The 12,737-nt window shown below is 66.2% G+C and carries 11 protein-coding genes; 7 read left to right on the top strand and 4 right to left on the bottom strand.

All coding sequences use genetic code 11. The features are described 5' to 3' along the window. Nucleotides 1–82 precede the first annotated feature (82 nt). Nucleotides 83–745: an alpha/beta hydrolase gene (locus N2K98_RS05360; RefSeq protein ID WP_255798930.1), complete on the top strand. Its 663-nt coding sequence runs from the start codon at nucleotides 83–85 to the stop codon at nucleotides 743–745. Here N2K98_RS05360 and N2K98_RS05365 read toward each other — a convergent pair. Continuing rightward, nucleotides 742–972: an RNA-binding S4 domain-containing protein gene (locus N2K98_RS05365; RefSeq protein WP_255798931.1), complete on the bottom strand. Its 231-nt coding sequence runs from the start codon at nucleotides 970–972 to the stop codon at nucleotides 742–744. The two genes, N2K98_RS05360 and N2K98_RS05365, sit on opposite strands and share 4 nt — an antisense overlap. 117 nt (nucleotides 973–1,089) lie before the next feature. On the opposite strand from N2K98_RS05365, the gene N2K98_RS05370 reads away from it, so the two are divergent. From N2K98_RS05370 to efeB, 4 genes are all read left to right on the top strand, one after another. Next, the gene (locus tag N2K98_RS05370; protein ID WP_255866569.1) at nucleotides 1,090–2,091 is read left to right on the top strand and encodes a DMT family transporter; all 1,002 of its coding nucleotides are present in this window, start codon (nucleotides 1,090–1,092) and stop codon (nucleotides 2,089–2,091) included. Nucleotides 2,092–2,266: 175 nt separating this feature from the next. Further along, on the top strand, nucleotides 2,267–3,109 hold the full coding sequence (gene efeU, locus N2K98_RS05375; protein ID WP_255798933.1) for an iron uptake transporter permease EfeU: 843 nt from the start codon (nucleotides 2,267–2,269) through the stop codon (nucleotides 3,107–3,109). 55 nt (nucleotides 3,110–3,164) lie between these two features. Then, the gene (efeO, locus tag N2K98_RS05380; protein ID WP_255866570.1) at nucleotides 3,165–4,316 is read left to right on the top strand and encodes an iron uptake system protein EfeO; all 1,152 of its coding nucleotides are present in this window, start codon (nucleotides 3,165–3,167) and stop codon (nucleotides 4,314–4,316) included. A gap of 10 nt (nucleotides 4,317–4,326) precedes the next feature. Next, nucleotides 4,327–5,601, top strand: coding sequence for an iron uptake transporter deferrochelatase/peroxidase subunit (efeB, locus tag N2K98_RS05385; RefSeq protein WP_255798935.1), 1,275 nt, complete (start codon nucleotides 4,327–4,329; stop codon nucleotides 5,599–5,601). Nucleotides 5,602–5,716: 115 nt separating this feature from the next. Here efeB and N2K98_RS05390 read toward each other — a convergent pair whose 3' ends face one another. Together N2K98_RS05390 and N2K98_RS05395 are read right to left on the bottom strand one after the other, a co-directional pair. After that, on the bottom strand, nucleotides 5,717–7,672 hold the full coding sequence (locus N2K98_RS05390) for an integrin alpha (RefSeq protein WP_255866571.1): 1,956 nt from the start codon (nucleotides 7,670–7,672) through the stop codon (nucleotides 5,717–5,719). Nucleotides 7,673–7,695: 23 nt separating this feature from the next. Beyond that, a complete protein-coding gene (locus N2K98_RS05395; protein WP_255866572.1) occupies nucleotides 7,696–9,315 on the bottom strand; it encodes a hypothetical protein in 1,620 nt (539 codons plus the stop codon). Nucleotides 9,316–9,738: 423 nt separating this feature from the next. Between N2K98_RS05395 and N2K98_RS05400 the strand changes: the two genes are divergently transcribed. Together N2K98_RS05400 and N2K98_RS05405 are read left to right on the top strand one after the other, a co-directional pair. Continuing rightward, the gene (locus N2K98_RS05400) at nucleotides 9,739–11,127 is read left to right on the top strand and encodes a glycine--tRNA ligase (protein ID WP_227924417.1); all 1,389 of its coding nucleotides are present in this window, start codon (nucleotides 9,739–9,741) and stop codon (nucleotides 11,125–11,127) included. Further along, a complete protein-coding gene (locus N2K98_RS05405) occupies nucleotides 11,127–12,032 on the top strand; it encodes a GNAT family N-acetyltransferase (protein ID WP_229953219.1) in 906 nt (301 codons plus the stop codon). Before N2K98_RS05400 ends, N2K98_RS05405 begins: the two co-directional genes overlap by 1 nt. A 93-nt stretch (nucleotides 12,033–12,125) precedes the next feature. Here N2K98_RS05405 and N2K98_RS05410 read toward each other — a convergent pair whose 3' ends face one another. Further along, the gene (locus N2K98_RS05410; protein ID WP_255866573.1) at nucleotides 12,126–12,722 is read right to left on the bottom strand and encodes a TetR/AcrR family transcriptional regulator; all 597 of its coding nucleotides are present in this window, start codon (nucleotides 12,720–12,722) and stop codon (nucleotides 12,126–12,128) included. Nucleotides 12,723–12,737: the final 15 nt, after the last annotated feature.

A 12,737-nucleotide genomic window follows, 5' to 3' on the forward strand; every position in this document is an offset into this window, starting at 1 on the left:
TGTACTCACCGGTCAATACTTGCAAACCGGCCCCTGGCTACGCGACCGTAGGTTGTAAATGCCGGCATGCCAGAATAAAACCATGACGAAATCCGCGTGGAATCCTGTTGTCCTCTGGTCCAAACCCGAAGCTGAACGGGCAGGCACCCCGCTGCTGGTGCTCTTCCACGGATACCTGGCCAATGAAGAGGACCTGATGGGACTGGCCGATTACCTGCCCGCGGACTTCACCATCGCCTCGGTCCGGGCACCCCAGGCCTCGGGGCCGGGCTACACCTGGTTCCCGCTGATGAGCGACGCCGATTACTCAGTAGACGCAGTGGTGGACTCCGTGGCGGACGTCGCCGCGTGGCTCGATACCGTTCGGGACGGTCACACCAGCGTGAGCCTGCTGGGCTTTTCGATGGGTATGGCCGTGGCCACCACCCTGATGCGGCACCGGCCGCAGGACTTTGCCGCCGTCGTCGGGCTCTCCGGCTTTGTGGTCCCTTCACAGGACAACCCGTTCTTCCACGACGACGAACTGCAGCCCGGCGGCATGCAGTTCTTCTGGGGCCGTGACCAGGCTGACCCGGTCATCGACGCGCCGCGGATCGAATACACGCACGCCTGGCTCAATGCCCACACCGCGCTGACCAAGATCCTCTACTCCAACATGGGCCACGGCATCAATATGCAGGAGCTGGGCCATGTGAAGGAGTTCCTGGTTCATACGGTGCTGCGCGCCAACACCCGGGCGAACTAACCCCCGCGGGTAACCCGCACGGTCTCGCCGTTGACGGAGACCAGGTCGCCGGCATGGAGCTGGCGGCCGCGGCGCTCTTCAATGTCGCCGTTGACCTTGACCATTCCGTCTTCGATCAGCTGTTTGGCCTCGATACCGTCCTCGGCTAGGTTGGCGAGCTTGAGCAGCTGGCCCAGGCGGATCATTTCGTCGCGGATGGGAAGGTCTTGGGCATCGGAAGAACTCATGCCTCCATTCTGCCCGACTTTCCGCCCCGGTTTACTGCTCGACTTTCCGCCCCGGTTCTCTGCCGCCGGTCCGGCCCGGCGGGGCGGTAGGGTAGTCGGGTGCCAAATGCTGTGCGGATGTCCCCGCTGATCGGTCTGCCCCTGTCCCTGCTCGCCGGGGTTGCCATCCCGTCCCAGGCCCGCGTCAACGGTGCCCTTGGGGAACGGCTCGACGACGGCCTGGCCGCCGCGCTGGTCAGCTTCCTGGTCGGGCTGGTGGTCATGGTTGGAATCAGTCTTGCCCTGCCCCGCGGCCGGGCCGGCGCCGGGCAGCTGATTCCTGCGCTGCGGGAACGGCGCTTCCCGCGCTACTACGTCCTGGCCGGCATGATCGGCGGCTACTTCGTGCTTTCCCAGACCCTGACCGTCGCCGTCCTGGGCGTGGCTGTGTTCACCGTTGCCGCCGTCGCCGGGCAGACCCTCACCGGGCTGGTGGTGGACCGGCTCGGCATCGGTCCGGCCGGCAAAAAGGCCCTGACCGTGATGCGCGTGGTGGGCGCGGTCCTGACCATTGCCGCCGTGGCCTGGGCGGTCAGCCCCAAGCTCGGAGCCGGGGGAGAGCCCTCCGAATGGCTCCTGCCGGTATTGCTGCCCTTGACCGCCGGCATGCTGATGAGTTTCCAGCAGGCCATGAACGGCACCACGGGCATGCATTACGGCACCCCCATCACCGCCACGCTGGTGAACTTCATTTCCGGCACCGTCCTGCTGGCCGTGATGTGGGGGATCAAGGTTGCGGTTTCGGGACCGGGAAACCCGCTGCCCGGCGAGTGGTGGCTGTACCTGGGCGGGCCGCTGGGCTGCATCTTCATCGGCGTCGGCGCCCTGCTGGTGCGCAGCCTGGGTGTCCTGCTCACCAGTCTCGGGCTCATCGGCGGGCAGCTGATCGGCTCGCTGCTGCTGGACATTGTCTTCCCGGCGCCGGGCTCCGTGGTGGTGGCGGCAACCGTGCTCGGCACGCTCCTGACACTGCTCGCCATCGTGCTGGCCACGCTGCCGTGGAACATGCCCGGCGGCGGGCCGTTCCGCCGTCGCGGCTCACGCACCCCGGCGAAGGCGTCCCGCCAACGTCCCCAATAACTGCTTCATTGATGACCGGATAAAGGGCCGCACCGTTGGCATGTCACGCAGGTGCAATAAATTCCTGACTTAGCCGAGCCTAAGCTAATCTCTAATAGCGCATACTTCCCTTGCGTAATTATTGACCGCGCTCGGAATGTGAATGACGGTGCTGCGGCACGATCCAAGGCACCTAATGACTGCTAATTTCCTCATCGGACTTCGTGAAGGACTCGAAGCCGTCCTGATTGTTGTTCTCCTGTTGGCCTACCTCAGGAAAAGCGGCCGCAGCCGGCTGATCCCCCGCGTCTACGGAGGAGTGGGGGTTGCGGCGGCCGTCTCCCTGGCCTTCGGTGCTCTGCTGACCTTCGGCCCTCGCGGCCTGACCTTTGAAGCCCAGGAAATCATCGGCGGGTCCCTCTCCATCGTTGCTGTTGGTTTCGTGACCTGGATGGTGTTCTGGATGGCGCAGGCTGCCCGGTCCCTGGGTGCTGATCTGCGGTCCCGGGTGGACACTGCAGCACAAGGAAGCAGTTGGGCCATTGTCCTGGTGGCAGCACTCGCCGTCGGACGTGAGGGACTGGAGACGGCGCTGTTTATCTGGGCCGCGGCCCGAGCCACAGGCCAGACCTGGGAGCCCATCCTCGGGGCCGCTCTCGGACTGCTCGTGGCGGTGGCTCTGGGGGCACTGCTGCACAAGGGCGTCCTGAAGATCAACCTGAGCCGGTTCTTCACCTGGACCGGTGCCGCGCTGATAATCGTGGCCGGCGGCGTCCTGGCCTACGGCATTCATGACCTGCAGGAAGCGGCAGTGCTTCCCGGTCTGCACCACTTGGCGTTCGATGTTTCCCATATCGTCGCGCCCGGCAGTGCGCTGGGCACCCTCCTGAAGGGGATCTTCAATTTCTCGCCGGCCACCACCTGGCTCGAAGCCGCCGCCTGGGTGCTCTACGTCGTCCCGGTGATGGCCCTGTACTTCCGCCGTAACCGCAGGGCTGCGCGTCCGGTCACAGCTGCGCCCGTCAGCGCGGGCTCCTGATTCTCCTGCACATCTTTATACCGCCGCACCCAGACACCGCACCAAAGGAAAGAAAATGAAGAAGCACCTGTCCCTGGCACCGGCCGCTCTCCTGGCGGTCACCGCAATGACGCTCAGCGGCTGCACCGACAACAGCGCCGGCACCTCCGGCGCAATTTCCGTGACCAGCACCGCCGACGCCTGCACCGTGTCAACGGAATCCACCCCGGGCGGAACAATCCGCTTTGACGTCACCAATGACGGATCTGAGGTGACGGAGTTCTACCTGCTGGCCGAAGACGGCCTGCGCATTGTGGGCGAGGTCGAGAATATCGGTCCAGGCCTCACCCGTGACCTGGTGCTCGTGGCCCCCGAGGGAAACTATTACACCGCATGCAAGCCGGGAATGGTCGGCGACGGAATCCGTTCCGAATTCACTGTCACCGCGGCTCCAGCCGGGCAGGAAGTCAGCGCCGACCGCGCCGCACTGCAGGACACGGCAGTCAACCTTTACGCCGCTTACGTCAAGGACCAGGCCGCGCAGTTGGTCGAAGGCACCGGTGAGTTCGCTGCAGCGTTTGCGGCCGGCGACGAGGACACGGCCCGCACCCTCTACCCGCAGGTGCGTATGCACTGGGAACGCATCGAACCTGTTGCGGAATCCTTCGGTGATCTGGACCCGATCCTCGACGCACGCGAAGCCGACCTGGAAGAAGGCGACGAGTTCACCGGCTGGCACCGGGCCGAAAAGGACCTCTGGGCCCCGGTGGACTACAAGAAGATGACGGCCGAGGAGCGCACCTACATCGCGGACAAAATGGTCGCCGACACCAACGAGCTCTACAGCCGTACCCAGGAACTGACCTACACCGCGGACAAGCTGGCCAACGGCGCCAAGGAACTGCTGGACGAAGTGGCCACCGGCAAGGTCACGGGCGAGGAGGAGTTCTTCTCCCACACCGACCTCTGGGATTTCCAAGCTAACGTCGACGGCGCCCGGATCGCCTACGAGGACCTCAAGCCGCTGCTGGCAGAGAACGACAGCGAACTCGACGCCGCCCTCGAGGAGAACTTCTCCGCGCTGCAGGCACTGCTGGACCAGTACCGGGTGGGCGAGGGCTTCAAGCTTTACACCGAACTGACCGACGAGCAGGTCCAGGAGCTGAGTGCCGCCGTTGATTCGCTCAGCGAACCGCTTTCCAAGCTGACTGCCGCGGTGGTGAAGTAGCCAGGTGTCAGTGACTTCCGACGCTGACCCCGGAAAGGGCCGCCTCAGCCGCCGCAGCCTGTTCACGGCGGCGGGGGCGGGCGGCCTCGGCCTGGCGGCGGGCGCCGTCGGCGCCTTTGCTCTCGGCAAGGACAGGGCGGAAGCGGCCGGCGATGTCGTGCCTTTCCACGGCGCGCATCAGGCCGGGATCACCACAGATGCACAGGACCGCATGCACACGGCGGCGTTCGATCTGACCGCTTCCACCCGCCAGTCCGTGATCTCGCTGCTGCGGGATTGGACCGAAGCCGCCGAATCGTTGACGGCGGGCCGGGACATCGGGGAGACCGGCGCCTCGGGCGGAGCCTACGACGCTCCGCCCGAGGACACGGGGGAAGCGCAGGATCTGCACGCGGCGCACCTGACCATTACCTTTGGGTTCGGCCGGACGCTGTTCGTGAAGGACGGGGTGGACCGCTACGGCGTGGCCGCACACTTGCCGGAGGCACTGATCGACCTCCCGCTGTTTTCCGGAGATGCGCTCGAAGAGGGGCGCAGCGGCGGAGACCTGATTGTGCAGGCCTGCGCCGACGATCCGCAGGTGGCTGTGCATGCGGTGCGGAACCTGGCCCGGATTGCCTTTGGCCGGGCACGGGTGCGGTGGTCGCAGATTGGTTTTGGCCGCACCGCGTCCACGTCAGCGGAGCAGAAGACCCCGCGAAACCTGTTCGGTTTCAAGGACGGCACCTCCAACCTCAAGGTTCAGGAGGACGACCTGCTCGCGGAGCATCTCTGGGTCAGCGGCGGTCCGGCAGCCGAGTCCTGGCTCAACGGCGGTACCTACATGGTGGTCCGCCGGATCCGGATGCATATCGAAACCTGGGACCGTACCACGCTGCGCGAGCAGGAGCTGGTGGTGGGCCGCACCAAACGGGAGGGGGCTCCGCTTTCGGGCGGTACGGAATTCACGGCTCCGGACTTCTCGATGCCCGGCCGCGACGGGCCGTTGATCGATCCCGCCTCGCACCTGGCCCTGGCTCATCCGGACCATAACGGCGGCGCCCGGATGCTGCGCCGCGGCTATAACTATACGGATGGTTCCGACGGGCTCGGCCGCCTGGACGCCGGGCAGTTCTTTATCGCCTATTTCGTGGATCCGCGGACCCATTATGTTCCGATGCAGTCGGCCATGGCCAAGAACGACCTGATGGTCGAGTATCTGCGCCACACCGGCAGCGGACTGTTTGCCGTGCCGCCCGGAATTACCCCCGGCGGATACATCGGGCAGGGGCTGTTCGAAGCCTGAGGAATGACCGTGGACGCGCACGGCAGAAAAAGGACGCAGGATAAAAACAGCCGTCCGGTGGAATACCACCGGACGGCTGTTCTCATCTAACGCCCAGGCCCCTCAGGGCCGGGCGTTACACCGCCCGGCGCCTGCGGATAAGCCAAACCCCGGCGGCAACCAGCAGCAGGGCAGCTCCGGCCACATAGGCCCAGCCACGGCCCAGTCCGGTGGCGGCTAGCGGGTCCTGCGATCGAGCGGCCGGGGACGCGCCGTCCGCAGCCGCCGGGCCGGTCCCGGATTCGGCCTGCCCCGTTGCCGTGCCGGTGGTTCCGTCGGCGGGGTCGTCAACGGCGCCCGTGCCGCTACCTTCTTCGGCGGTATCTTCGCCGTTACCGCCGTTACCGCCGTTTCCCCCGCCCGGAACCGTGCCCGGAGTCGGAGTCGGAGTCGGCGTCGGCGTCGGAGCCGGTGATGCGGGATCCGACGGGACAGCCGGAGCGGCCGCGGTCAGGAGGTAAAGGGATACCGCGTTGTCGCCGCCGGCCACCGCATCGGGGCTGCCGTCCGCGTTGATGTCCCCGGCAAAACCGATGGATGTTCCGCCGCGGGTGCCGAGCAACGCGCCGGTTTCCTGGGTCAGGGCGGCGAGGTCCAGGACGCCGCTGCCGGTCCGGGCACCGTATGCGACCCAGGCTTCACCGGCTCCGCCGGCGGATCCGATGAGGATGTCCGGTGTGCCGTCGGCGTTGAGATCCGGGATGCCTGCCACGGAAACGCCTGTCCGTCCGCCGTCAGTGCTGCCGTCGATCCAGTAACCGCGTTCCCGGCTCGTTTCGCAACCGGTGTCGGCGCGGCCGGTGCTGCAGGAAAAGACTGTGGCTCCTTCGGCCTCCGGCGCAGTCATCACCGGAGCAGACGACGCCGCGCCGAACACCACCGCGACGCCCCCGTTGCGGGGACCGTCAGCCCGGGAAATTCCGTCGGCGCCCACCGCGATGTCGTCCAGGCCGTCGCCGTTGATATCGCCGACGCCGGCGATCGAGGTGCCCAGCCGGTCCCGGGAACGCTCGGGGCCGGCAATCATGAATCCATCCTCATGCAGGGCCGCGAGGTCAAGGGCGCCGGTGCGTCCGCCCCACAAGGCGTAGGCGGCGCCGGGGGAAGCAACGTCGGGGCCCCAGGGCATGGCCGAGTAGGCGCCCACCAGGAGGTCGGCGGTGCCGTCACCGTTCACGTCTCCGGCGCTGCTGACTGCGGCCATGCGGTCCTGCGCAGCCGCTCCGTCAATAGTCCGGATGACCTTTGCGGAGTCTGCCTGGACGTCGACGGTGCGGACGGAAGTCTGACCCTTGATGATCCAGACCCGGCCGCTGTTGGTGCGGCCGTTGTAGTCGGCCAGCACGTCGCCAACGGCAATGTCGGCCAGCCCGTCGCCGTCGACGTCGCCGGCGTTTGCGACGGAGAAGCCGAAGTTATCCGTGGATTTGTCGCCGGTGGTCTTGTCGGCGGCGCCGGAGTCCTCGATGAAGAATCCCCGGGTGCCCAGGAAATCCAGATCGACGGGAGTGAAGTTCCGGGCGCCGAAGATCACGCTGGCCTGCTGGTATCCGCGGCTGCCGGCGCCGAGGACAAAGTCGTCGAGTCCGTCACCGTTGACGTCGCCCAGACAGGAGACCGACCACCCGACCCAGGCTCCGGCGGGGACGGTGACAGACGGTCCGTCGATCCGGATGGTTCCGGAGGCAGCAGGGTTGGCGACGTCGCCGCCGCTGGGTGAGGAGCTGCCCGCCGGGGTGCCCAAGGCCACGTAGGCGGCCCCGGTATTGGTGTATCCGGGGCGGTCCCAGCCCCAGTCGCCCAGGATAGTGTCATCCAGGCCGTCTCCGTTGATGTCGCAGGTGGACGGGCTGACGCTGGTACCGAAAGTGCCGTTCGGCTCGCCCTGCCAGGTGCTGGCGGCCAGGAGCGGGGGATCAGTGGTTTCTGCGGCGGCCGGCGCAGCGGCGGCCAGTGACCCGAGGCCGACGGCGACGGCGGCGGTCCCGGCCAGCAGGTGTCTCCGCGGTGCGGAGATGGTGTGCTTCTTCATGTGTGTTCTGCTCGTTCCGGGCGTTAGTTGGGGGCGTGGACGCCGTTGTTGTGGCCGTAGTCAGCATCAGTGTCGAACTTCTGCGTGCTGAGGTTGGCCGTGGTGGTGGCGGATCCGGAGACCAGATGCTGGCGGATGCTGCCGGGGAACTCGGTTTCGGTGGCGCCGGCACCATAGGGGTCCGTGTAGACCGTGGCGGGGGTGCCTGCCGCGACCTTGTTCTGGGTCAGATAGAAGTCGCGCTGGGCGCCATCGAACGGGGAGGCGGGATCCTGCCAGTTCAGCGGAACCGATGCGGCGACGGTGTTCCAGGGGTAAGTCGTGGCGGCATTGTCGCCCCAGGCCAGGTCCACCGGCCGGGATATGCCGTTGGTGGTGGCGGTGCTGTTTGCTGGGTTGTAGTAGCGGCTGGGGTTGCGCAGGCCGAACCAGGGGTCGAAGTGCGCCAGCTCGGTCTGGCCGTCTGCGGCCATGATCTTGTTTTCGCCCTTCCACAGCTCGTACATGCCCCAGAGGGAGGCGGCATTCCCGGTGGCGTTCTTGGCTACGCATTCGGCGTCGGGAATCTGCCGGAGCCCGCCGTACCCCATGGGCAGTTTGCTGCCGACAGTGGCTACCGGACCGAGGGTGCCGCAGGTCTGGTGGAATTCATTTGAATTGCCGAATTTGCTGAGGGTGGTCGAGATGATTTCCGTTCCGTCCGAGCAGCGGCTGGCGTAAATGGCCTCGTGCGCGTTGTTCGAGGTGGCGTCGGGGGACCAGCTGCCCTGGTGCTGCTTGATCAGGAAGTCGCAGGTGACGATCTCCTGGGTTCCGGGGATGGTCACCCAGTCGCGGAACTCGTCGATGAGCTGGACATCATTGGCGATGAAGATCTTGTGCCCGGCGTTGTCCTCGTGCCGCATGGCCATGCCTTCGTGGCTGGCCCCGTACGTCATCAGCGCCTCGCTGGCGTAACCGAAGGGAATCCCGGTCTTGCCGCCGTCGGTGTCTTCGGGGGTGAGGTGGTCTACGACCCAGCCGTAGATATCGGAGCTCGCGGGATCCGCTCCGTGCTCGTGGCCGAAGGTGCACAGGGTCCCGGTGGCCGGGTCGGTGACCTGGGCGGGGTGCCAGGTGGGATAAATCTTTCCGTCGGGCCCCAGCGCGGTGTAGCTCGCGTGGAGTTCCTTGGAACAGGTGTCATAAGCGGTGGGCGTCCAGTTCCGCTCCGTGTAGGCGGTTGAGTACTGGGAATCTCCGGACGGTTCGTGGCCTTCGTGGCTGGGCTCGGCCGTGGGCGTGGACTCAGGTGATGCGGAGGCCTCGGGCGTTGTGGAGGGCTCGGGCGTTGCTGAGGGCAGGGACTCCGCTGCGGCAGTCTCCTGCGCACCGGGCGCATGAACCCCGTGGCCTGAATCGACGGCTGGATTGTGCTGCGCCGTGGCCTCCTGGCTGTCATCCTCGGCTTCGGCGGCTGCCGTGGCCTCGGCCTGCTGTGCCTGGGGCGCCGGCTCCAGGGCCTGGGCCGACGGTGCGGTCAGGGACAGAGCGGCCAGGCCTCCCGCGGCCAGCGCGCCCGCGGCGATAGCTCCGGCCAGCGGATGCCACCGGCGGAGGGTTCCGGCGTCGGATTCGCCGCGAACGTTCGTGTGGTTCTTCAAGACAACCTGATCCGGCCTCAACCAATAGGTCAGGCCTTGTGAGTGGGGGGAAACGATGAAATGACGCGGAAATGATGAGCCGCACCTAGGTGAGGACCACCTAAGTAGTGCTTGAGAATCGTATAAAGACCCGAGTTACGCAACAAATTTGTGTGCTAATTATTACCGCGGTCTTAACGCGGCAGGGAAGGCGCATTTCCGGGTGGGAGTAAGGAGCGGTTATCTGTGACCCATCGGCGGCCGTATCCCGGATGCGCCGTCGATGGCCGGCTTTCGCCGCTGGGACCTTAAGCTGGTAGTTGTAGCTTCTGCCCTCCGCAGTCCCTGGCCGTGCAACCTGCCGGTACATACTGCCCCAGGGACACCAGAAGAGGACCGCACCCAGCGGCCCTCTCGACACGAATAGAACGGCGGTACCATTCCATGGCTTCGACCAAATCCAAGCTGGATCCCATCATCTCCCTGGCCAAGCGCCGGGGGTTCGTCTTCCAGTCGGGAGAGATTTACGGCGGGTCCCGGTCCGCATGGGATTACGGTCCCCTGGGTGTCGAACTCAAGGAAAACATCAAGAAGCAGTGGTGGCAGCACATGGTCCGCGGCCGTGACGACGTCGTCGGGCTGGATTCCGCCGTCATCCTTCCGCGCCAGGTCTGGGAAGCTTCCGGACACGTTGAGGTGTTCTCGGATCCGCTGGTGGAGTGCCTGAGCTGCCACAAGCGCTACCGGGCCGACCACCTCGAAGAGGCCTACGAGGAAAAGAAGGGCCACGCCCCCGAAAACGGCCTGGCCGACATCGCCTGCGCCAACTGCGGCACCAAGGGCCAGTGGACCGAGCCGCAGGAATTCTCCGGCCTGCTCAAGACCTTCCTCGGCCCCGTGGCCAATGAAGAAGGCATGCACTACCTGCGCCCCGAAACCGCGCAGGGCATCTTCGTGAACTTCAATAACGTGCTGACCACTTCGCGGAAGAAGCCGCCGTTCGGCATCGGCCAGATCGGCAAGAGCTTCCGCAACGAAATCACGCCGGGCAACTTCATCTTCCGGACCCGCGAGTTCGAGCAGATGGAAATGGAGTTCTTCGTCGAGCCGGGCACGGACGAGGAATGGCACAAGTACTGGATCGAAAACCGGTTCAACTGGTACACCGAACTGGGCATCAACCCGGAGAACCTGCGCCTCTTCGAGCACCCGCTGGAAAAGCTCAGCCACTACTCCAAGGGCACCACCGACGTCGAATACCGCTTCGGCTTCCAGGGCTCCGAGTGGGGCGAGCTCGAGGGCATCGCCAACCGCACCGACTTCGACCTCGGCACGCACTCCAAGCACTCCGGCACGGACCTGAGCTACTTCAACCAGGCCACAAACGAACGCTTCACCCCGTACGTGATCGAGCCCGCCGCCGGCCTGACCCGTTCCTTCATGGCGTTCCTCGTGGACTCCTACACCGAGGACGAGGCCCCCAACGCGAAGGGCGGCGTCGACAAGCGCACCGTCCTGAAGCTGGATCCGCGCCTCGCCCCGGTCAAGGCCGCCGTGCTGCCGCTGAGCCGCAACGAGGACCTTTCGCCCAAGGCCAAGGACCTCGCCGCACAGCTGCGCCGCAACTGGAACATCGACTTCGACGACGCCGGCGCCATTGGCCGCCGGTACCGCCGGCAGGACGAAATCGGCACCCCGTTCTGCATCACCGTCGACTTCGACACGCTCGAAGACCAGGCCGTGACCGTGCGCGAACGCGACACCATGGCGCAGGAACGCGTGAGCCTGGACAAGGTCGAGGGCTACCTGGCCGAACGGCTGATCGGCGCGTAATGGCTATTTCGTTCCGCGAATGGCGTGAAGATGACGATCTCAAGCTCAACCAGCTCTGGGGCGACCCGGAGAGCGCGCAGGCCGGGCAGTTCCGCGCCGTGCTGCGTCCGTCCTCCAACGAGCCGTGGAGCCGCTGCATCGTGGCCGAAGACGACGGCATTCCGGTAGCCGCCGGCGTCGTTTACGAGACGAGCCTGCACCCCGACCGGCTGTGGGCCTACGTGGAGGTGGCCCGGGAAAACCGGCGCGCCGGTCTGGGCACCACCCTGCTGGACATGCTGCGCAAGGAAGCCGAGTCGGCGCCGTCGGGCGTAACCAAGCTCCGCGCGAAGGTGGAGCCGGGCACCCCGGCCGCCGCGTTCGCCGAAGCCGCCGGGCTCACCCCGATCCAGCGGTCCTGCGTAGTGCTGGTGGAACCGGGCAAGCTGAAACTGCCCGTGTTCACCGACGACGGACCCCAGCTGGATGAGGCAGCCACCGGTTCGGTGGAGCTCACCCAGTCGGTCACGCAGTTCTACAACGCCGTGCATGACTGGGACCGCGCCGACATGACCCTCGGCCGTGCCCAGCAGATGCTGCTCAACGACGCCACCGGAGCATCCGGCGCCGTCGTGCTGCGGGATAAGCCGAAGAAGGACGGCGGGAAGATTGCCGCCTTCGCCGTGAGCTACACGCAGGAACGCACGGACGAACCCGCCGACGTGCTGGTGGGCTACGACACCACTCTGGACCTCGACGAGGCGCAGGCCGCGGTGGAGTCCCTGGTGGCGATGCTCGCGTACCAGTACCCGGTGCAGCTGGAAGTGGACGAGTCCATGACCGCGGTGGTCCGGGCCCTGGAACCGCTGATCAAGGCGGGCGTGGCCCGGCAGGTCGGCAGCGAAACGCTGATCCTCAGCGACTAGTCCTTCTCAGCAGAACGAAAAGAGGCGGTCCCCGCGCAATGCGGGGGCCGCCTCTTTTGCATCGTGTCTTTTGCGGCGGGGCTCAGGCGGAGCTCAGGACTTCAGTCGCCCGGACAACGCGTACAGCACGGCTGCGGCCACGTCTTCCACGGAGCGTTCCGGATCGAACACCAGCCAGTCGAGCGCACCCATCAGGGTGGCACCGAAGACGCTGCCAGCAATCAGGGTCAGCTGGTCGGAACCGTGGTCGGAACCGCCGTCGGGCAGGCCGGAGGGCACGCCGGTCTGCCGGATGGGCTCCACGAACTCGGCCAGCGCCTCCTGCCGCAGCAGGTGCAGGGAGTGCTGCCAGGTCCGGTCGGTGCGCAGGATCTCCGCGGCCATGAGTTTGGCCAGGGCACGGTTTTCGGACAGCAGTTCCAGCAGGGCGCGGACCATCGACTCGATGGCCTGCCAGCCGGTCAGGCCGCTGCGCGCATTCCGGAGGCACTCGGTCAGGGTGCCCACGCCCTCCAGCAGGAGCTGTTCGAAGAGCTTGTCCTTGGAGGAGAAGTTGTAATAGAGGCTGCCCTTGGCCACCCCGGCCCGTACGGCCACATCATCCATGGTGGTTCCGGAGATGCCGTTGGCGGCGGCCAGGTCCAATGCGGCGTCGAGTATGGCGCGCTTGGTGCCGGATTCGCGAGGCATGCGGCAATGAGTCCT

The organism is Arthrobacter jinronghuae, from assembly GCF_025244825.1.
Lineage (GTDB): Bacteria > Actinomycetota > Actinomycetes > Actinomycetales > Micrococcaceae > Arthrobacter_B > Arthrobacter_B jinronghuae.